19 protein-coding genes are annotated in these 19,636 nt (G+C 69.9%); 5 read left to right on the forward strand and 14 right to left on the reverse strand.

Annotated features, from left to right (window positions below; translation table 11 throughout):
- Nucleotides 1-233 precede the first annotated feature (233 nt).
- Entirely contained in the window at nucleotides 234-677 is a 444-nt protein-coding gene (locus tag NNI01S_RS31205; RefSeq protein ID WP_063024877.1) for a nucleoside deaminase, read from the forward strand.
- Between the two features lie 9 nt (nucleotides 678-686).
- Here NNI01S_RS31205 and NNI01S_RS31210 read toward each other — a convergent pair whose 3' ends face one another.
- On the reverse strand, nucleotides 687-2,042 hold the full coding sequence (locus NNI01S_RS31210) for a DoxX family protein (RefSeq protein ID WP_245676444.1): 1,356 nt from the start codon (nucleotides 2,040-2,042) through the stop codon (nucleotides 687-689).
- Between the two features lie 101 nt (nucleotides 2,043-2,143).
- Nucleotides 2,144-3,505, reverse strand: coding sequence for a DoxX family protein (locus NNI01S_RS31215; RefSeq protein ID WP_369689713.1), 1,362 nt, complete (start codon nucleotides 3,503-3,505; stop codon nucleotides 2,144-2,146).
- A gap of 246 nt (nucleotides 3,506-3,751) precedes the next feature.
- On the opposite strand from NNI01S_RS31215, the gene NNI01S_RS31220 reads away from it, so the two are divergent.
- Entirely contained in the window at nucleotides 3,752-4,882 is a 1,131-nt protein-coding gene (locus tag NNI01S_RS31220; RefSeq protein ID WP_063024885.1) for a phosphotransferase family protein, read from the forward strand.
- Nucleotides 4,883-4,884: 2 nt separating this feature from the next.
- Nucleotides 4,885-5,982 carry an Rv3169 family protein gene (locus tag NNI01S_RS31225; RefSeq protein ID WP_063024883.1) on the forward strand — a complete coding sequence of 366 codons (1,098 nt, stop codon included), beginning with the start codon at nucleotides 4,885-4,887 and terminating at the stop codon, nucleotides 5,980-5,982.
- Between the two features lie 81 nt (nucleotides 5,983-6,063).
- On the opposite strand, the gene NNI01S_RS31230 is transcribed toward NNI01S_RS31225, so the two are convergent.
- The 6 genes from NNI01S_RS31230 to mqo form a co-directional block, all read right to left on the reverse strand.
- Nucleotides 6,064-6,444 (reverse strand): cobalamin biosynthesis protein, encoded by a 381-nt coding sequence (locus NNI01S_RS31230; RefSeq protein ID WP_063024842.1) that lies wholly within the window; start codon nucleotides 6,442-6,444, stop codon nucleotides 6,064-6,066.
- Complete coding sequence (locus NNI01S_RS31235) at nucleotides 6,431-7,933, reverse strand: cobyrinic acid a,c-diamide synthase CobB (protein ID WP_063024844.1); 1,503 nt, start codon at nucleotides 7,931-7,933, stop codon at nucleotides 6,431-6,433. Before NNI01S_RS31235 ends, NNI01S_RS31230 begins: the two co-directional genes overlap by 14 nt.
- Nucleotides 7,934-8,012: 79 nt before the next feature.
- Nucleotides 8,013-8,627 (reverse strand): cob(I)yrinic acid a,c-diamide adenosyltransferase, encoded by a 615-nt coding sequence (cobO, locus tag NNI01S_RS31240; RefSeq protein ID WP_063024846.1) that lies wholly within the window; start codon nucleotides 8,625-8,627, stop codon nucleotides 8,013-8,015.
- Nucleotides 8,628-8,788: 161 nt separating this feature from the next.
- Nucleotides 8,789-10,777: a magnesium chelatase subunit D family protein gene (locus tag NNI01S_RS31245; RefSeq protein WP_063024887.1), complete on the reverse strand. Its 1,989-nt coding sequence runs from the start codon at nucleotides 10,775-10,777 to the stop codon at nucleotides 8,789-8,791.
- Nucleotides 10,778-10,936: 159 nt separating this feature from the next.
- Entirely contained in the window at nucleotides 10,937-11,392 is a 456-nt protein-coding gene (locus NNI01S_RS31250) for a GNAT family N-acetyltransferase (RefSeq protein ID WP_063024848.1), read from the reverse strand.
- Between the two features lie 19 nt (nucleotides 11,393-11,411).
- Entirely contained in the window at nucleotides 11,412-12,926 is a 1,515-nt protein-coding gene (mqo, locus tag NNI01S_RS31255; protein ID WP_063024850.1) for a malate dehydrogenase (quinone), read from the reverse strand.
- A 299-nt stretch (nucleotides 12,927-13,225) separates the two neighbouring features.
- On the opposite strand from mqo, the gene NNI01S_RS31260 reads away from it, so the two are divergent.
- Complete coding sequence (locus NNI01S_RS31260) at nucleotides 13,226-14,296, forward strand: alpha/beta hydrolase (protein WP_063024853.1); 1,071 nt, start codon at nucleotides 13,226-13,228, stop codon at nucleotides 14,294-14,296.
- Here NNI01S_RS31260 and NNI01S_RS31265 read toward each other — a convergent pair.
- The 5 genes from NNI01S_RS31265 to map all read right to left on the reverse strand — a co-directional run bounded on the left by NNI01S_RS31265 (nucleotide 14,276) and on the right by map (nucleotide 18,111).
- A complete protein-coding gene (locus NNI01S_RS31265) occupies nucleotides 14,276-14,839 on the reverse strand; it encodes an alpha/beta fold hydrolase (protein ID WP_063024855.1) in 564 nt (187 codons plus the stop codon). The genes NNI01S_RS31260 and NNI01S_RS31265 overlap by 21 nt on opposite strands.
- Before the next feature lie 56 nt (nucleotides 14,840-14,895).
- A complete protein-coding gene (locus tag NNI01S_RS31270) occupies nucleotides 14,896-15,288 on the reverse strand; it encodes a type II toxin-antitoxin system VapC family toxin (RefSeq protein WP_063024857.1) in 393 nt (130 codons plus the stop codon).
- A complete protein-coding gene (locus NNI01S_RS31275; RefSeq protein WP_063024890.1) occupies nucleotides 15,285-15,533 on the reverse strand; it encodes an AbrB/MazE/SpoVT family DNA-binding domain-containing protein in 249 nt (82 codons plus the stop codon). Before NNI01S_RS31275 ends, NNI01S_RS31270 begins: the two co-directional genes overlap by 4 nt.
- A 123-nt stretch (nucleotides 15,534-15,656) precedes the next feature.
- Nucleotides 15,657-17,195, reverse strand: coding sequence for a cobyric acid synthase (locus tag NNI01S_RS31280; protein ID WP_063024859.1), 1,539 nt, complete (start codon nucleotides 17,193-17,195; stop codon nucleotides 15,657-15,659).
- A 52-nt stretch (nucleotides 17,196-17,247) separates the two neighbouring features.
- Nucleotides 17,248-18,111 (reverse strand): type I methionyl aminopeptidase, encoded by an 864-nt coding sequence (gene map, locus NNI01S_RS31285; protein ID WP_063024861.1) that lies wholly within the window; start codon nucleotides 18,109-18,111, stop codon nucleotides 17,248-17,250.
- Between the two features lie 243 nt (nucleotides 18,112-18,354).
- On the opposite strand from map, the gene NNI01S_RS31290 reads away from it, so the two are divergent.
- Complete coding sequence (locus tag NNI01S_RS31290; protein WP_063024863.1) at nucleotides 18,355-18,963, forward strand: DUF4126 domain-containing protein; 609 nt, start codon at nucleotides 18,355-18,357, stop codon at nucleotides 18,961-18,963.
- Nucleotides 18,964-19,179: 216 nt separating this feature from the next.
- Here NNI01S_RS31290 and NNI01S_RS31295 read toward each other — a convergent pair whose 3' ends face one another.
- Entirely contained in the window at nucleotides 19,180-19,539 is a 360-nt protein-coding gene (locus tag NNI01S_RS31295; RefSeq protein WP_063024892.1) for a DUF4254 domain-containing protein, read from the reverse strand.
- Nucleotides 19,540-19,636: the final 97 nt, after the last annotated feature.

Here is a 19,636-nt window from a genome sequence, read left to right on the forward strand (position 1 = left end):
CGGCAATCGACCGGCACGCCCGGCCCTCGCGCATCGGCGTGGCGCAGCCGAACGGCACCATGCGCCGCAGCCGGGCCCCGAGCGGTGCTGGGCGGAGCGGGGCGACGGGCCAGGGCCACCGCCCGGCCCGCAACTGTGACCAGCGGTTACGAGCGATCCGGCAGCACGCGGCGGTAGGTTGCGGAGGAGTCGCTCGGAAAGGCGGACCGATGAAGCAGCTCAGACCGCAACGACTGCTCGACGTGGCCTACGACGAGGCGCTGCGTGGACTCGCCGAAGGCGGGATCCCGATCGGCGCCGCGCTGTTCGACGCTGGCGGCACGCTGCTCGGGCGCGGGCGCAACCGCCGGGTGCAGTCCGGCGACCCCAGCATGCATGCCGAGACCGACGCCTTCCGCGCGGCGGGACGGCGGCGCGACTACCGCGGCACCATCATGGTCACCACACTCTCGCCCTGCTGGTACTGCAGCGGCCTGGTCCGCCAGTTCGGCATCGGCGCGGTGGTGGTCGGGGAGTCGCAGACCTTCTCCGGCGGCCACAAGTGGCTCGCCGGGCACGGCGTCGCGGTCACCGTCCTCGAGGACCGGCGGTGCATCGATCTGATGACCCGGTTCATCGCCGAGCATCCCGCGCTGTGGCACGAGGACATCGGGTCCGCCGACGATCTCGAGGCCTGAGCCGCCTGCTCAGCGGAAGTACGGATACTCCTGCACCCAGTGGAATCCGCGGCTGCGCAGCGGGAAGTCGTCGAGGGCGACCGAGGTCAGCGCGATCGAGACCGGCTGTCCGGCGAGCGCGCCCGACAAAGTCAGCCGCTCGGGTCCCGGCCGGTCGAATCCGAAATTGCCCAAGGGTTGTGGCTGCGAGCCAACGGCTGCCGGTGGCGCGACCATGACCAGCGTGCGCGCGTCGGGATCGACCAGGGCGAGCACCGGAACCAACTGGCCGTCCATTCGCTGCACGGAAGCACCGTCGCGGTCGAAAACAACCCGTTGCCACCGTAATTGGTCGGTGGTCAGCGGTGGTAGCGGTTTGCCGTCCACGCTGAATTCGGTGACCGCCCAGATGCCGTACAAGGGAGGTTCCGGTCGCCCCGCGCCTTGCTCGGTCCACCTTTCCCAGCCGGTGTACGCGTTCGAGAACACCAGCCACACCCCGAGCGCGATCTGCGCCGCGGCCGCGATCCGGTTCGCCCGCGGCGTGCCCAGCAGCGGAGGCGTCGTGGACGGTCCGGTCGGCCGGTTCAGCACGAGCACGTTCACCAGACGCCCCGCCTCCGGCGCGAGCAGCACCAGGCACAGCAGCATCAGGTGGAACGAGAGGATCTTCGCGGGCACGTCGTAGGTCATGTCCAGCACGAACACCTGAGTCGTGCACACCAGGCTCAGCATCGCGCCCACCAGCGCGGTGCGCGGTACGAACAGCAGCACGCCGCCGAGCAGTTCCGCACAGCCCAGCAGGATTTCGTATTGCGGCGACACGCCGATGTGATTCCACAGCACCGCCATCGGACTGAAATTCCCGTAGGGCTCGAGCAACCGGCTCAGCGGCGTCGGCGGCATCTGGGTGGGGATGGCCTTCGCCATGCCGTAGGCGATCATCTGCCCGGCCAGGCACACCCGCACGAACAGCAGAAACCACGGCTGCACGGCCCGGTAGTGCGGACGATCCCGATCCAGCACGCTCCAAATCACCGTTCCGAGCAGCGCGGCCACGAGCAGGACGAACACCAGCACCCAGAAGTAGGCCTGGTCGCCGCTGATCGACGACGTGTTCGCCGCGACGGAGGTGCCGAACACCCGCGTACCGGACCACTCGACCAGGGGGCGCAGCGCGCGGGCCGCGCCGGAGTTCACCCAGTCCGGCAGCCATTCACGCGTCAGTCCGAGAAACTCGGGGACGATCGCCGGGTACACCAGGCAGAACAGCCCGAAGTACAGGAAACCGAAGCGGAACGCCACCCGGGTCGCCGCGCGCCAGGGACGGATACCGGCGCCCTGCGCGTCCGCGGCTTCCGTCCGGTCGAGGATCGCTTCGGTCACGGCGGTCCTTCCAGTCCGAGTTGTGGCAGACCGAAGGTATCGAAAAGTGCCGTGGCCGTAGTACGTTTCGGCGCGATCGCGCACGGCCGCCGCAACTCGGGTCAGCGGAAGTACGGGTACTCCTGCACGAAATGGAAGCCCCGGCTGCGCAGCGGGAAGGAGTTCAGGTCCATCCGATCGAGCGATATCGTCACGGGTGTCCCGTTCAGCTCACCGGTCAGCCGCAAGGTGTCCGTGGCGGGCCGGGTGAAGGCGAAGGCGCCCAGAGGTGCGGGCTGAGCGTCCGGCGACGGCGGCGCCGCAGACAGCACCAGGGTGTGCGCGGCCTCGTCGACCACTGCCACGACGGGCAGGAACGAGTCGTCCATCCGCTGCACGGTCGTGTGCCCGCGATCGACGACCAGCCGGCGCCAGCGGCCCTCGTCGGTGATCAGCGGCGGCGCGGGATGGCCGTCCCTGGTGAACTCGCCGACGGTCCAGATGCCGTACAGCGGAGGTTTCGGCGCGCCGTCACCCGACTCGCGCCAGGATTGCCAGCCGATGTGCACGCCACCCACGAGTACCCACAGTCCGAGCGCCACTTGCACCGCCGCCGCGATCCGATTCGCGCGGCGGGAGCCGAACAGCGGGGGCTGTGTGGCCGGTTCGGACGGGCGTTCCAGCACCAGCACATTCGCCAACCGACCGGCCTGCGGGGCCAGTACCACCAGTGCGAGCAGCAGCAGGTGGAACGAGAGGATCTTCACCGGTACGTCGTAGGTCATGTTCAGCACGAAGACCTGCGCCATGCTCACCAGGCTGAGCAGCGCGCCCGCCGTCGCGGTGCGGGGCAGGAACAACAGCAGACCGCCGAGCACTTCGGCCGTACCGAGCAGGATTTCGTACACGGGCGCGGCGCCCACCTGGTTCCAGAGCACCGACGCCGGGCTCATCGTCCCGTACGGTTGCAGGAGCGCGGCGAGCGACGGCGACGGCATCTGCGACGGAATCGCCTTGGCCAGGCCGTAGAAGAGCATCTGCCCGCCCAGGCACAGCCGGACGAACAATACGAACCAGCTGCGCAGTCTCGTGTACTCCCGGCGGCGTCGATCGAGAATCGACCAGACGAGCGTGATCAGCACCGCCGCGACGAGTTCGCAGAAGATCAGCAGCCAGATGGCGGCTTGGTCGCCGCTGCCGGAGTCCTCGTGCAAGACGGCCTCCACGCCGAAGACGTGGTCGCCGACCCAGCCGACCAGCGGGCTCGTCGCTCGCATCTGCCACAGGATCGCGCTCTCCGGCAGCCATCTGCTCGCGACGCCGGTGAACACGAAAAGGATCTGCGCGAACAGCACACAGAACAGACCGAAGTAGGCGAAGACGAAGCGGAACGCGATCCGGGCGGGCAGGCTCCATGGCCGCTCGCCGGCGGCCGCCACCTCGCCGACACCAGGCGCCACGACATCCGTCTCGACGGTACTCACATCGCCCTCCTCGCCGACCGACACTTCCGCGAGCCGAAGGTATCCGACCAGGTCATGGGATGACCTCCGGGAAAACCCTGGACTTTCGGGTCCTTCTTCCGGCCTACGTGCCTGCCCCACCCCCGGCGCCGAGGCCCGGCCGGATTCGTGCTCGGTTCCGGCCCGCCGATAACTAGAACGCGTTACAGTCGCGTATCCCGGCGCACCCGAGCGGGGCATCCGGGCCGCACGTGTCAGGAGGACATGATGACCGACGATCCGGACCCGGCACAGCGACAGCAGCTGACCGTCAGCGAACGCGACCTCGACACGCTCGCGGGGGACCTGGCGCGCTGGCTGCAGACGAAGGTCGAGTCGGACGAACTGCCGCGGATCTCCGATCTGTCGCGTCCGCAGTCCGGGGGCATGTCCAGCACATCGATCCTGTTCGACGCCGAGTGGCGCGCCGCGGGAGGAACGGAGCGCGGGTCGTTCGTCGCGCGGATGGCGCCCGAGGCCGGGTCGTTCCCCGTCTTCGAGACCTACGACCTGGCCACCCAATACCAGGTGATGGCGGGGGTGGCCGCGGCGACCGACGTGCCCGTGCCGGGCCTGTGCTGGCTGGAGAACGACGAAAAGCCGCTGGGCGCACCGTTCTTCGTGATGCGCCGCGTCGACGGACGGGTACCGACCGACAATCCGCCGTACGTGTTCGTCGGCTGGCTGTTCGACGCCGGCCCCGCCGAACGTCTGCGGCTCACACGCAACACCGTCGAGGTGATCGCCAAGATCCACGGCATTCCCGAGCCCGCGGCACACTTCCCGATGCTGGACGGACCCGGCGATTCACTGCGCAGGCACGTCGATGCCCAGCGCTCGTGGTACCGCTGGGCGCTCGCGGACGACGGCTTCGAGATCCCTCTGATCGAACGAAGTTTCGCGTGGCTGGACGAGCACTGGCCCACCGACCCGGGTCCGGACGTGCTGAGCTGGGGCGACGCCCGGCCCGGCAACATCATCTACCGCGACTTCGACCCGGTGGCGGTGCTGGACTGGGAGATGGCCGCGCTGGCGCCGCGCGAACTCGACCTGGGCTGGGTGATCTTCATCCACCGGTTCTTCCAGGATCTGGCCACCCGTTTCGGCCAGCCCGGCCTCCCCGATTTCCTGCGCCGCGACGACGTGGTGTCGACCTACGAAACACTGACCGGTCATACGGTGCGCGACCTCGACTTCTACATCGTCTACGCCGCGCTGCGGCACGCGATCGTGATGGCCCGGATCAAGCGCAGGATGATCCATTTCGGCGAGGACACCGACACGCCGGATCGCGACGACTACGTCATGCACCGGGCAAGCCTGGAAGCGCTGCTCGACGGAACCTACGAATGGGACTGACCATGCCTGTGCCTTTGGACGAATACCCCATCCACCAGACCCCGCTGTCGCTGGCGCGCGTGGCTTCCAGCGACCGCAACTTCTACGACCGCAGCTACTTCAACGCCCACGACCGCGACGGCGGCACGTTCCTCATCACCGGTTTCGGCGTGTACCCCAACCTCGGGGTGACCGACGCCTACGCCGCCGTGCGGCGCGGCGACACGGTGCGCGCCGTGCGCTTCTCCGACGCGCTCGGCGATCGGAGCCTCGACCAGCGCGTCGGCGGATACCGCGTCGAGGTGCTGGAGCCGCTGCGGCGCATCCGGGTGGTCTGCGACCACGACGACCTCGGCTTCGACCTCACCTGGACCGGCGCCTTCCCCGCCGTGCAGGAGCAACCGCATGTCATCCTCACGGGCAACCGGCCGATCATCGACGCGTCGCGGTTCGCGCAGGTCGGCTCGTGGGCGGGGACGCTGCGGGTGGACGGCGAGGACATCGCGGTCGACCCGGCGGTGTGGACCGGGACCAGGGACCGCTCGTGGGGCATCCGCCCGGTCGGCGAGACCGAGCCGCCCGGCCGCGCGGCCTCCGAGCCCGCGGGCGGGTTCTGGTGGCTGTACGTGCCGCTGCGCTTCGAGGATTTCGCCGTCGTGGTCATCGTGCAGGAGGAACCGGACGGCAGGCGCACGCTCAACGACGCGACCCGGATCTGGCCAGACGGACGCACCGAGCAACTCGGCTGGCCCCGGATCTCCGTCGATTACCGTTCCGGCACAAGGATCCCCGTCGGCGCGCGACTCGAGCTGACCACGCCGGACGGCAAGCCCCTGGAGATCGAGATCACGCCGGGCATCGGCGTCCCGCTGCACGTCGGCTGCGGCTACGGCGGCGATCCCGACTGGCAGCACGGTCAGTGGAAGGGCCGCGACTGGTCGTCCTCGAGCCGCTACGACCTCACCGACCCGGCCATCGTCGCCCGCACCCCGTACGGCGTGATCGACCACGTCGCCCGGGCGCGCTGCGGCGATGCCGAGGGCTGGGGCCTGTTCGAACACGCCAGCATCGGCCGCCACGACCCCACCGGCTTCGCCGACTGGGGCTCGGTGGCACCCTGAACCAACCGCCCGGACCGAAGCGACCGTGCGCGGTCACCCGCGCCATCACGTCGACGAACCGCGTCCGCCGGTGATCGCCGCTCACACGATCGGATGCGGCCCGCACCGCGCGGCCGCGAGCACCACGCCGTGCACGACGCGCTTGGGCAGCACCAGCGGCCCACCCCCGGTGGCGAGCAACGCCGCCGCCTCCGCGACGCTTGCCGTGCCGAGGGCCGCCTGTGTCCGGTCTCTCGGGTTGGGGACGGCGACGGCCGACAGTTCGTCAGCGGAATAGGACCGAAGCGGCACCTGGAGTTCGGCGGCGACGGCCCGTAGTCCTGGTTCGGCGGAACGCTGCGTGATGGTGGCCAGGCATGCGATCCGGTGCTCGCCCACCCCTTCGCGCAGTGCCTCGCGGATCACGCGCGCCGAGGTGCGCGGTCGCAGGCCGATGCCGACGACGACCTCAGCCGAGAGCACGGCAACTCGCGAACCGCTCTGCCGCCGTGACGAATCGCCGCACCGCCTCCGGATTCCCGGCCGGATGGGTGTGCAGGTAGGAGGCGTGCACATTGCCGCTCAGCGCACCCTCCCGGACGCGCTCTCCCGCGCTCCCGAGCCAGCCCCACGCCGGAGTCCGTGACGGCGCGGACACCAGGCCCGTGCGGTGGAATTCGTGACCGCGAACCCGTTCCCCGGCCCGCCACAGCGGCGAGTCGGCCAGCGCGACGGCGTCCCGGTAACCGAGGGTCAGGCGCGGCCCGAACGCGGCGTCGGCCTCCACCACCCCGGCCATCGGATGCCCGTCCAGCGAACGGGTCAGATACAGCAGCCCGGCGCATTCGGCGTGCACCGGCATCCCGTGCCGGGCGGCTTCGGCCACCGCGCGCAACAGGCCGGAATTGGCGGCCAGCTCCGCGGCATGTTCCTCGGGGAAACCACCCGGCAACACCAATCCCGTTGTTCCATCAGGCAATTCGTCGTGCAGCGGATCGAACACGACCACCCGCGCCCCCGCGGCCACCAGCAGCTCACGGTGCTCGGCATAACCGAACGTGAACGCCGGGCCCCCGGCAACCGCGATCCAAGGCCCCTCCCGATCAGCGGCGCCCCCGGCGACTCCCCCACGAAACGTCGACGGCTCCCGGGGTCCGGCTCCCTCCGCAGACGCCGTCGCCCGCGAGATGGCGGCTCCATCGAGGGATGTCGTGGCGGACAGCCCTTCGAGCCCACGCACGGCCGCGGCCGGATCCCACGCCGGTCCGTTGACCGACGCGCGTGCGAGTGCCGCGATGGCGTGCAGGTCCACATGCGCGGCGACGAGCTCGGTCATCGCCGCTACCGCCGCCGTCGCGGCCGCACCGTGTTCCACCGCGGGGATCAGCCCGAGATGCCGGGACGGGACCTCGAGGTCCGCCAGCCGCGGCAGCGAGCCGAGCACCGGCAACCCGACGCGATCGCAGGCGGCGCGCAGCACCTGGTCGTGCCGTTCGCTGCCGACCCGGTTGAGGATCACGCCTCCCAGCCGGACTCCGCTGTCGAAGGTGGCGAATCCGTGCAGCAGCGCCGCCAGGCTCTGGCTGTGCCCCCGGGCGTCCACCACGAGCACCACCGGCGCTCCCAGCAGAGCCGCCACCTGCGCCGTCGACCCCTCCGCCACCGGACCGGAGTGGTCGTCATCGATCCGGCCGTCGAACAACCCCATCACACCCTCGACCACAGCGAGGTCGCACCCCTGCGCACCGTGCCGGAACAGCGGCAGCACCCGCTCCGTCCCTACCAGCACCGGATCCAGATTTCTCCCCGGCCGCCCCGCGGCCAGCCCGTGATATCCCGGATCGATGTAATCGGGCCCCACCTTGAACGGCGCCACCCGATGTCCCACCCGCCGCAACGCCCCCACCAACCCCGTAGCCACCGTCGTCTTCCCACTCCCCGACGCCGGCGCGGCCACCACCACGGCCCTCATCCCCGCCTCCGCTGCGCGAGTGGCACACCCTTGTGCGGGCCTCTCGCGATTCGCCGCACGGATGTGCCACTCGCGGCGATCACCATTCGATGCCTCGTTGGCCTTTGCGGCCGGCGTCCATGGGGTGTTTGAGTTTGGTCATTTCGGTGACGAGGTCGGCGGCGTCCAGGAGGGGTTGGGGGGCGTCTCGGCCGGTGATGACGACGTGCTGGTTGCCTGGGCGGTTGCGGAGGGTGTCGACGACTTCCGCCAGGTCGACCCAGCCCCATTTGAGCGGGTAGGTGAACTCGTCGAGTACGTAGAAACGGTGCTGTTCGGCCCGCAGGCGGCGGGCGATCTCCTGCCAGCCGGCCAGCGCGGCCGCGGCGTGGTCCTGCTCGGTGCCCTGTTTTCGGGTCCAGGACCAGCCCTCGCCCATTTTGTGCCATTCGACCGAGCCGCCCGCGCCGGTCTGTTCGTGCAGCGCGCCGAGGGCGCGGAAGGCGGCTTCCTCCCCGACCTTCCACTTCGCGCTCTTGACGAATTGGAACACCGCCACGTCGAAACCCTGGTTCCAGGCCCGCAGCGCCATCCCGAACGCGGCCGTCGACTTACCCTTGCCCGGCCCGGTGTGCACCGCGAGCACCGGCTGGTTGCGCCGCTGCCGCGTGGTCAGCCCGTCGTCGGGAACGGTCTCCGGAACACCCTTGGGCATCGAATCTCCTTGCTGGTCCTCGGATCACTACACCGCGTCCGCGCCGGGAACGCCGGTGATCGCCGTGCTCGGCCCCTGCCGACATCCCGTTCGACGCGTGCTCTCCACCGGCCGGGCCGAGCGCGCCGCCGACGCGACGGCCTGGACCCGACACACCGAAGTCACGCCGCCCACACCGACGTTCCGCTCGGGCCTCCGGAACCGGCGCGAACGACGTCGGCGACCGAATCGCCGGTCAGCTCGGTCAATCGGAGATATCCCCCGCGCAGGTCGCGCGCCAGATCCGCGGCGAGCCCGAGCCGGATCATGCCGCGTTCGCAGTCGACCACGATCGAGGCGACCGCCTCTCCGGCGAGCAGACGGGCGGCAGCACGGGCGCGGGGAACCGGGTCGACGCCGCCCGTGGCGCGACCGTCGGTGAGCAGCACCAGCATCGGCCTGCGACGCGGATCGCGCACGCGCTCCCGGAGCACGACCTCACGGGCCTTCAACAGGCCCGCGGCCAGCGGCGTCTTCCCGCCCGTGCGCATGCCGGCCAGCCTGCGCACAGCGATGTCGACCGACGAGGTGGGCGGCAGCACGAGCTCGGCTTCCGCGCCTCGCACGGTGACCACGGCGACCTTGTCCCGGCGCTGATAGGCGTCACGCAGCAACGCGACCACCGCGCCGGTGACGGCGGACAATCGGTCGCGGGCGGCCATCGAACCGGACGCGTCGACGACGAAGACGATCAGATTGCCCTCCCGCCCTTCGCGATACGCCCCACGGAGATCGTCGGCGGACAGCAACAACGGCCCGTCGCCGCGTCCGCGGGACCGCTGATGCGGGGCGGCCGCGAACACCGTGCCGAGCAGGTGCAGGCCCGAGGAGGTATCGGTGCTGGAGCGCACCACCCGGCCGTGCCGTGATTCCGCGCGCGAGCGGCGTCCCGGAGCGCCTTCGCCGACGCCGGGCACCTCCCAGCGCGGTGTCCGCGCACCGGCGGAAACCGGTGCGCCACTGCGGCCTTCCGGCGCATGGCCGCTGCCCGGACCGTCGGGCGGCGACGGGTCGTCAGGGCCGTCGGTGTCGTCGCCGGAAGCATTGTCCGGCTCCCCGGCGTCCCGTGGCGCGCCGTCCGGCTCGGACGCGCCGCTGGGCGTGGACGTCTCCTCCTCGCGTCGCGCCTGGTCGGCGGCATCGCGCATGGCGTCGTCGAGCTGTTGTTCGCTGATGCCGGGCTCGTCGAACGGATCGCGCCTGCGCCGGTGCGGCAGCGCCAGTTCGGCGGCCACCCGCACGTCGTCCTCGGTGACCGCGTCGCCCCCGCGCCAGGCGGCGTGGGCCGTCGCCGTGCGCGCCACGACCAGGTCGGCACGCATCCCGTCGACGTCGAAGGAGGCGCACAGCGCGGCGATCCGGCGCAGTTCCACGTCGTCGAGCGTCACCCGGCCCAGCCGGTCGCGCGCGGCCAGGATCTTCTCGGCCATCTCGTGGTCCGCCGCGGCGTACCGCGCGGCGAATGTGTCCGGGTCGGCCTCGTAGTCCAGCCTGCGGCGCACCACCGCCATGCGGACGTCCACGTCCCGGGATGCGGCCACATCCACGGTCAGCCCGAACCGGTCCAGCAGTTGCGGACGCAGCTCGCCTTCCTCCGGATTCATGGTGCCCACCAGCACGAAACGCGCCGGATGCGAGTGCGACACACCGTCGCGCTCGATGTGCACCCGGCCCATCGCCGCGGCGTCCAGCAGCACGTCCACCAGATGGTCGTGCAACAGGTTGACCTCGTCGACGTACAGCACGCCGTGATGGGCGGCGGCCAGCAGACCGGGGCGGAACGCCTGCTCCCCGTCTCGCAGCACGCGCTCCAGATCCAGCGAGCCGACCACGCGGTCCTCGGTCGCGCCCACCGGCAGCTCTACCAAGCGGGCGGGCCGCGCCCCGGTCTCGTCCACCACCGGCGGCAGCAACTGCGCCAGCGCGCGCACCACGGTCGACTTCGCGGTGCCCTTCTCACCACGCACCAGCACGCCGCCGATGCCGGGATGCACCGCGCACAGGATCAGCGCCAGCTGCAGCCGTTCCTGCCCGACCACCGCCGAGAAGGGGAAGCCCGCCTCACCGTCCGAACCGGAAAGCGTTCGGCTGTGCTGGTCGGACGTCGGCACTGTTTCGGCATGGGACACGGACACGCCCCAACTCTAAGGGCGCGGCCTCATCGACCCGACAGTGCCCTTCGATTCAGAACCGATGCGACGGGGGGCCGAAAACGCGGCGCCCGCCCCGGAGATTTCCGGAGCGGGCGCGAAGTGGCGGCACGGAGGCTGCTACTCCCCTCCCCTGCGCATCGGCACGTTCGCGACGCCGTCCTCGTCGAATTCTTCGCCGTCGACCTTGAAGCCGTGCTTGGTGTACAGGTCGATCAGGTAGCTCTGGGCGCTCAGACGTACCGTCGCCGAGCCGACCTCGGCCAGCGCCGCCTGCAGCAGGCGCGTGGTGTATCCGTGCCCGCGGGCGGGCGCCGCGGTGCAGAGCCTCCCGATGCGGAAACTCTTCACACCGTCGTGGTGCTCCTCGCACAGCCGCAGTGTGGCGATGACCTCGCCCTCGTCATCGAGCCAGAAGTGCCGCGTCTCGGGAAGCAGATCCTTCCCGTCCAGTTCGGGATACGCGCACTTCTGCTCGACGACGAAGACTTCGACGCGAAGTTTCAACAGCTGGTAGAGCGTCGCGGTATCGAGATCCTGCGCCCAGGAACGTTTGAGAGCAACCGTTGACATCATCGCGCCTTGCTATCACAACCTAGGCGTTCGCCGCGACCCCCGCGTGTTTCGGCGTGTTGTCGCCGCCGTCGACCAGGTTCAGCGCCTTGGAGGTCCAATCCCACACTTCGTGGAACAGCGCCGGGTCCTCGGAGAGCTTCACGCCCAGCGAGGGCACCATCTCCTTCAGCTTCGGCGTCCACTCGGCGTACTCCTGCGGGAAGCACCGCTGCAGCACGTCCAGCATGGCGGTGACGCAGGTGGAGGCGCCCGGGGAGGCGCCGAGCAGACCGGCGATGGTGCCGTCCTGCGCGGCGATCACGGCGGTGCCGAACTCGAGCACGCCGCCCACGCCCTTGCGGCGGATGACCTGCACGCGCTGGCCGGCGGTGATCAGCTCCCAGTCCCTGGCCTCGGCGCGCGGAATGAACTCCGACAGCGTGACCACCTTGCCCGCCTCGGACTTCAGCAGCTCACTGACCAGGTACTTGGTCAGGCCGAGTTCGGTGACGCCGACGCCGAGCAGCGAGAAGATGTTGTTCGGCCGCACCGACTTGAACAGGTCGGTGTTCTTGCCGTCCTTGAGGAACTTCGGCGTCCAGCCCGCGTACGGGCCGAACAGCAGGCCCGGCTTGCCCTTGATCACGCGGGTGTCCAGGTGCGGAACCGACATCGGCGGGGCGCCGACCGCGGCCTTGCCGTACACCTTGGCCTCGTGCTGCTGGATCAGCGCCGGGTTGACGCAGCGGAAGAACTGACCGCTGACCGGGAACCCGCCGAATCCCCTCGCCTCCCTGATGCCTGCCTTCTGCAGCAGCGGCAGGGCGCCGCCGCCCGCGCCGACGAAGACGAACTTGCTGATCAGCGTGCGCGTCTCCCGGGTGCGCACGTTGCGCACGGTAACCAGCCAGGACCCGTCGGACTGCTTGGACAGGTCGCGCACCTCGTGCCCGAAGGCCAGGTCCGCGCCGGAGGCGCCGAGATAGGCGAGCAGTTCCTGGGTGAGGGAGCCGAAGTCGATGTCGGTGCCGCCGTCGGTCCAGTTCAGCGCGATCGGGTCGCTGAAGTCGCGTCCGCGCGCCATCAGCGGCAACCGCCGGGTGAACTCGTCGGGGCTGTCGATGAACTCCATGCCCTCGAACAGCGGGTGCGGCGCCAGGGCTTCGTACCGCTTGCGCAGGTACTCCACGTTGTCGGCGCCGTGCACGAAGCTGACATGCGGGATCGGGTTGATGAAGGCGGACGGGTCACGGAGGATGCCGTTCTCCACGCCGTAGGACCAGAACTGGCGGGAGACCTGGAACCGCTCGTTGATGTCGACGGCCTTGGTGATGTCCACCGAGCCGTCCGGCAGCTGCGGGCTGTAGTTCAGCTCGCAGAGCGCGGAGTGCCCGGTACCCGCGTTGTTCCACGGATCGCTGCTCTCCGCCGCGGCGGCGTCGAGCCGCTCGAACAGGGAGATCGACCAGTCCGGCTGCAGCTGCCGCAGCAGCGCGCCGAGAGTGGCACTCATGATGCCGGCACCGATGAGTACTACATCGGTCTTTTCAGTCATGGCAGCGTTCGGCACGGGTAGATCGACTTCCTTGTCCTTCTGCGCGGGCCCACCGGGCGGGTGGACCTGCCTGGGCACGGTGTGGTTGTGGCTCGGTTCCGGCGACCGCCGGCCCCGAACGGCATGGCGGGATTTAGGTTACCCGTCGTTCACCTAAGCCCAATTGTGCACCTCACCACGCCGCCACCCCGCAGCGAACCTGCCGAATGTGCGGAATGCGACAGAGATCGTCGTCACTCGGGCGGCGGGCGGGCGGCCATGGTCTGTCGGTGCGTGACGCTGTCCAATACATTGGTCGCGTGACGAACGAACAGTCGCTTGCCGAACCGGTCAGCACTTCGCCGGATGGCGAAGGTTGGCGCCCCGACGTCCTGGGTCCGCAGTACGAGCAGCGCACGCTGCCCCTGGGCCCCGATCCCGACGGCGAGGGCGAGGGCGAGGTGGTCGCCACACTGGTGCGCTACGTGCCCTCCGGCGTCGTCGAGCAGACCGCGGGCGCGGTGCTCTACGTCCACGGCTTCACCGACTACTTCTTCCAGGAGCACCTCGCCGAGCACTTCGCCGCGCGCGGGTTCCAGTTCTACGCACTCGACCTGCGCAAATGCGGACGGTCCCTGCGTGATGGGCACACCCCGCACTATGTGACGGATCTCGCTTTCTACGACCGGGAGCTGGCCGAGGCACTGCGGATCATCCGGGCCGAGACCGGTGCTCCGGTCGTGCTCAACGCCCACTCCACGGGCGGTCTGGTCGTGTCGCTGTGGCTGGATCGGCTCAACCGCGCCGAGGGAACGGCCGCGGCCGGCATCACCGGTGTGGTGCTCAACAGCCCGTGGTTCGACCTGCAGGGTCCGGCGTACTACCGCAGCATCGGAACGCCGATCATCAAAGCGGTCGGACGGTTCAGGAAGATGGCCCAGCTACCCGGCGGCAAGATCAGCGCCTACGGCGACAGCCTGCACCACTCGGTGTCCGGCGAGTGGAACTACAACTTGGACTGGAAACCGTTGCACGGCTTCCCGGTCCGGCTCGGCTGGCTGCGGGCGATCCGCAACGGCCACGCTCGGCTGCACCAAGGCCTCGACATCGGCGTCCCCTCGCTCATCCTGCGCTCCCGGATGACCAAGTTCGCCAAGGAGTACGGCCCCGCCGTGGACGTGGCCGACGCGGTGCTCGACGTCAGGCAGATCCAGCGCTGGTCGGGCTGCCTCGGCGATCGCACGAACATGGTGCCGATCGACGGCGCCAAGCACGATGTGTTTCTCTCCGGCCCCAAACCGCTGGCCCAGGCGTTCCGCGAACTCGACAGCTGGCTGGACTGGCTGGCCGCCTATCAGGCGGACGCGAACTCACCAGAGGCTGGTGCGTAGCACGATCTCGGTGGCCAGTTCGTGGTCGGCCTCGGTGGCCACGTCGGTGACGTCCACCTCCACCACCCGGAACTCGCCGTAGACGAACCGCCCCGAGGTGTCGGCCACCTGGCGCGGCAGATTCTTGGTGACCAGCAGCGTGGTCGGCACCTCGACCGGGCCGGTCGCCGCGTCCGCCACCGCCCCGTCGGCGCCGGGGGTGGCCGGATGACCGCGATCGGCCACCACCAGGCTCTGGAAACGGCCGAATCCGCGCGCGCACGCCTGCCAGGCCAGCACGGCGCCCGCACCGCACCCGGCCACGTTCACCCACGGCAGCCCCAGGGCGTCCAGGATCGCGGTGACGCCGGCCGCGTCCAGACCCTCGATCGACTCCACCGCGAAGGTACGCAGATCCGAATTGTGCAGCCGGGCGCACACCTGATCGAAGACATCCGCCGGGTCGCCCGCGTCGGGCAGCAGCAGCACGCTGTGCCGGGATTCCGGCCCGCCGATCCGCACGGTCCACGCCCGGTCACCCACCGTGATCTGCCGAGATTCCATGCCGAATCACGCTACACGGATCACGGCGCCGCGGCGGTGGGTCGGGGGTGCCGGATTCAGGCGAGCAGGCGCATCCCGGCCCGCTCACCTGCGTTGGGATCGAAGGTGACGGTCAGCTCACAGCCGGCCTCCTGACCGAGCTGCTGGATCAGCGCGTCGGCGAAGTCCGCGCCGTCGGCGGCCCGGCGCAGCGCCTGGCGCACGGTGTCGGCGCGCTCCACCACGATTTCGCTCGAATCGAGCAGTCCGAGCAGCACGTCGGTGACGGCCTCCGGGTCCTGCTTGTAGCCGCGGCGCAGCACCCAGTGGATCTCGGCGAGCACGATCATCGTGATGTAGCCGGGTTTGCTCTCGGTGAGCCCGTCTATCACCTGATTGGCCCGCGCGGACTGCTCCGGGTCGTCCTGAGTGAGGTAGCGGATCAGTACATTCGCGTCCAGGCCGATCATCCGTGCTTGCCTTCCACGACGTTGCCCGCGATGGCCTCGTTCATCTCGGCGAGGCCGATCGACGAACCGGACCAGCCCACGATGCCCTTGAGCGCCTTGATGGTGCGCGTCTCGGGCACCAGTTCGTAGGTGCCGCCGGGCGTGGGGACGAACGCGACCCGCACGCCCGTGCGCAGGCCCATCGCCACCCGCACGTCGATCGGAATCGTGATCTGCCCCTTGCTCGTGACCGTTGCCGACACCACATTCGCCCCTCGGCTGCTGGGTCTCTTCTCCGCCGCCATCATCCTCACCCGACCATGCCGATCGACTCCGCCTTACTTGGAGCCGAAATCCTTACTGCAAGGTAAGGCGCAGGGTGGTTCGCGTCAACCGATGCGGTCGCTCGCGAGCACCGTATCGGTGGCCAGGACGGGCAGATCGGCGGGCGCGCCGTCGGCCAGCAGGCGCTCGAACGCGGCGAGGTCGAGATGGTCTTCGATCAGATCGGCCAGCAGATCCAGCTGGGCGGCACGCACCGTCGCGACCGAGACGTCTGCGGCCGCAACGAAACCCGACCGGCCCGCCGCCCCGGCCACCGTGCGCAGCCACCCGCGGCGGAAGTCGTCGGACTCCAGCAACCCGTGCAGGTGGGTGCCCCACACCGCGCCGCGGACGCTGCCCTCCGGCTCGCCGTCGATGGTGAGCCAGGCCGGATCCGCGTGGTGCGTGACCCGGCCGTGATGGATCTCGTAGCCGCGCACCGGAATTCCCGCGGCATGCCCCGCGCTGCGGCGCAGCACCTTCGGCTCGTCGAATTCCACGGTGAGGTCGAGCAGTCCGAGCCCGTCCACCTCACCCGCACCCGACTCGACGCGGTCGAGAATGCGGGTGCCGAGCATCTGGTATCCACCGCAGACGCCGAGGATCGGCTTGCCCGCGGCGGCCCGGGCCCGCAGTGCGTCGGCGATGCCGGTACGCCGCAACCACCGCAGGTCCGACACCGTCGCCTTGCTGCCGGGCAGGACCACCAGATCCGCGTCCGCCAACCGGGACGGTTCGGCCACCCAGCGCACCGCCACGCCGGGTTCGCAGGCCAGCGCCTCCACGTCGGTGGAATTGGAGATGCGCGGCAGCCGGATGGCGGCGACGGTGAGCCATTCGGCGCCCACCGGTGGCCGCGGACGGCCGACCGGCGCGTCGGCGAGGGTGCCCAGCGAGTCCTCCGCGTCGATCCACAAGTCCTCGGCATACGGCAGGACGCCGAGCGTCGGCCGACCGGTGAGTTCGGTGAGACGCTCCAGCCCCGGCCGCAGCAGCTCGACCGCGCCCCGGAACTTGTTGACGACGAACCCGCAGATCAATCGCTGGTCTTCGGGCTCGAGGATGGCGACGGTGCCGAACAGATGCGCGAGTACCCCGCCGCGATCGATGTCCCCGACGAGCAACACCGGCAGCTGCGCGGCGCGCGCCAGACCCATGTTCGCCAGGTCCGTCGCGCGCAGGTTGATCTCGGCGGGTGACCCGGCGCCCTCGCAGACGACCACGTCGAAGTCGGCGCGCAAGGCGGCGAGTTCTGCGGTTACCACGTCGCGCAGCTCCCGGCGATGCCGGAAATAGTCCTCCGCGCCGACGGTGCCGATCGCCTTGCCCCGCACCACCAGCTGGGAGCGGCGATCACTGCCGGGCTTGAGCAGCACGGGATTGAACCGCACGCTCGGCTCGAGCCCGCACGCCTGGGCCTGCAAAGCCTGCGCCCGGCCGATTTCCCCGCCGTCGAGCGTGACCACGGAGTTGTTGGACATGTTCTGGGCCTTGAACGGGGCGACGCGCACGCCGCGCCGCGCCAGCATCCGGCAGATCCCGGCCACGACGACGCTCTTGCCCGCGTCCGAGGTCGTACCCGCGACCAGCAGCGCGCCCTTCATCGCGGTCCGGCCATCCGGCGTGCGGCCACCGGACCGCGACCGGCCGGGCCGGTCACGGGAGGGTCAGGATCTCGGCCCCCGAGTCGGTGACGACCAAGGTGTGCTCGAACTGCGCGGTCCACTTGCGATCCTTGGTGACGACGGTCCAGCCGTCGTCCCAGATCTCGTAGTCGATGCCACCGAGGTTGATCATCGGCTCGATGGTGAACGTCATGCCCGGTTCGATGACCGTCTCCACCGCGGGCTGGTCGTAGTGCAGCACGACCAGCCCGCTGTGGAACGTCGGGCCGACCCCGTGGCCGGTGAAGTCGCGCACTACGCCGTAGCCGAACCGGTTGGCGTAGGACTCGATGACGCGGCCGATCACGTTCAGCGCCCGGCCCGGCCGCACCGCCTTGATCGCCCGCATGGTGGCCTCCTCGGTCCGCTCGACCAGCAGGCGCACCTCCTCGTCGACGTCACCGGCGAGGAACGTCTTGTTGGTGTCGCCGTGCACGCCGTCGATGTAGGCGGTGACGTCGATGTTGACGATGTCACCGTCCTCGATCACCGTCGAGTCCGGGATGCCATGGCAGATGACCTCGTTCAGCGAGGTGCAGCACGACTTCGGAAAGCCTTTGTAACCCAGGGTGGACGGGTAAGCCCCGTGGTCGCACATGTACTCGTGCGCGATGCGGTCCAGTTCGTCGGTGGTGACGCCGGGCGCGACGGCCTTGCCCGCCTCCTCCAGCGCCTGCGCGGCGATCTTGCCCGCGATCCGCATCTTCTCGATCGTCTCCGCGGTCTGCACCCAGGGCTCGCGTCCCTCGTCGGCGGTCTTCTTCCACGCGTATTCCGGGCGCTCGATGGCGCGCGGCACTTCACGGGTCGGTGACAACGTTCCGGGTACGAGGGGCTTGCGAGTGCGGACAGACATAGCGAACAGCGTAATCGGACGACCGCGCCGCTGCCGAGGGCCAGCGGGAACAGCCTCGGACCACGGTCCGGTTCCACCCGGTCCAGCGCATCGTCCAAAGGACCCGTCCCGAGGTCGCCGGAGGGACATCCATCGGCACCCCGCGCCGGCGATCACCCGGCCGGACATCGCGGCTGTCGATACGCATCGACCTCGCCCACGACGTCGTGCCGCGCCGCCGCTGGCTCCCCATACCATGGGCTCGTGTCCGCTCTACCGTTGATCTTCACCGCCGGCTGGGCCAGCGGCGTGAACGCCTACGCCGTGGTTCTGCTGCTCGGCCTCTTCGGCCGGTTCGGCTTCACCGACTCGGTTCCGGAAGCGTTGCAGCGCACCGACGTCCTGATCGCGGCGGCGGTGTTGTTCCTCATCGAGGCCGTGGCCGACAAGATCCCGTATCTCGACTCGTTCTGGGACGCGGTGCACACCGTCGTGCGCCCGATCGCGGGCGCTGTGGTCGCGGCCCTGCTGGCCGGACAGGACGGCTCGCTGCCGGAACTCGCCGCGGGCGCGGTCGGCGGAACGGCTGCGCTGGTGAGCCACCTGGTCAAGGCGGGGACCAGGATGGCGGTCAACACCTCCCCCGAGCCCGCCAGCAACATCGTGGTGAGCACCGCAGAGGACGTGACCGTGGCCGGCGTGGTCACCCTCGCCGTGTTCCATCCGCTGACCGCCGCGGTGATCGCGGCCGTGCTGCTCGTCATCGGGGTGGCGCTGGTGTACTTCTGCGCCAGCCGGATCCGTCGCTATCTGCGGCGGCGGCGCGCCCGCCGGGCAGCGCGCGCAGGCGACCGCGCTCTGGTCGCGGAATGATTGCCAGGTAGCGGAACCCTCACGGGCGTGCCGCGCCAGTCGACCACGCGGCACGCCGGGCGGGGCGCCCCGTTGCGCCCGCCGTCACTGTGCCGGCGACAGGACCACCCGGGGAAGCCACTGGTCGGGTGACTCGGCACCGGGATGTCGCCATTCGGACGAGTGACGCTGCGGGGCAGTGTCACTACCGCGGACGAGACCTCCGTCGCGACGAAATCATTGTTCGGGCAAACGGCGGCGGCCACCGGCCACGTCGGTTACCAGATCAGTGTACCCGTCGACGAGTTCGGCCAGTTGGTACCAATGCTTATGGGTATTGTCGCTGCGCCCGCCCTCGATGTGAATGACCTGATTGGCGTCCACCCAGCTACGCGCCATCCGGTCCACCACGGCGCCGAGGCTTTCGGTGTGCAGCGAGGCCCCGTTACGGTGCTGCGGGATCTCCTGCGCGACCCAGTCGTTGATGTCGTCGACGAGTTCGCGGCGCCTGCAGTCTATTTCGGCGATGAGTGCGGCGTCCGCCACCTGCACGCGGCGCTGATGCAGCTCGGCGAGTGCGTGTGCGGACCGCAGCAGTTCCCGGTCTTGGAAACGACGCCCTTGGAAAGCACACAGCAATTGCGGTGCGGTCGGTAAGACGCCGACGGTCGGCGCGCTCACCGCCGCACTCCGA

The sequence above is a fragment of the Nocardia niwae NBRC 108934 = DSM 45340 genome (assembly GCF_001613465.1).
Lineage (GTDB): Bacteria > Actinomycetota > Actinomycetes > Mycobacteriales > Mycobacteriaceae > Nocardia > Nocardia niwae.

What these genes read in the sequence shown, in the direction of transcription:
- NNI01S_RS31220 (WP_063024885.1), top strand. Translation starts at nt 3,752, where the DNA reads ATGACCGACGATCCGGACCCGGCACAGCGACAGCAGCTGACCGTCAGC.
- NNI01S_RS31225 (WP_063024883.1), top strand. Translation starts at nt 4,885, where the DNA reads ATGCCTGTGCCTTTGGACGAATACCCCATCCACCAGACCCCGCTGTCG.
- NNI01S_RS31235 (WP_063024844.1), bottom strand. Translation starts at nt 7,933, where the DNA reads ATGAGGGCCGTGGTGGTGGCCGCGCCGGCGTCGGGGAGTGGGAAGACG.
- cobO (WP_063024846.1), bottom strand. Translation starts at nt 8,627, where the DNA reads ATGCCCAAGGGTGTTCCGGAGACCGTTCCCGACGACGGGCTGACCACG.
- NNI01S_RS31250 (WP_063024848.1), bottom strand. Translation starts at nt 11,392, where the DNA reads ATGATGTCAACGGTTGCTCTCAAACGTTCCTGGGCGCAGGATCTCGAT.
- mqo (WP_063024850.1), bottom strand. Translation starts at nt 12,926, where the DNA reads ATGACTGAAAAGACCGATGTAGTACTCATCGGTGCCGGCATCATGAGT.
- NNI01S_RS31265 (WP_063024855.1), bottom strand. Translation starts at nt 14,839, where the DNA reads ATGGAATCTCGGCAGATCACGGTGGGTGACCGGGCGTGGACCGTGCGG.
- NNI01S_RS31270 (WP_063024857.1), bottom strand. Translation starts at nt 15,288, where the DNA reads ATGATCGGCCTGGACGCGAATGTACTGATCCGCTACCTCACTCAGGAC.
- NNI01S_RS31280 (WP_063024859.1), bottom strand. Translation starts at nt 17,195, where the DNA reads ATGAAGGGCGCGCTGCTGGTCGCGGGTACGACCTCGGACGCGGGCAAG.
- map (WP_063024861.1), bottom strand. Translation starts at nt 18,111, where the DNA reads ATGTCTGTCCGCACTCGCAAGCCCCTCGTACCCGGAACGTTGTCACCG.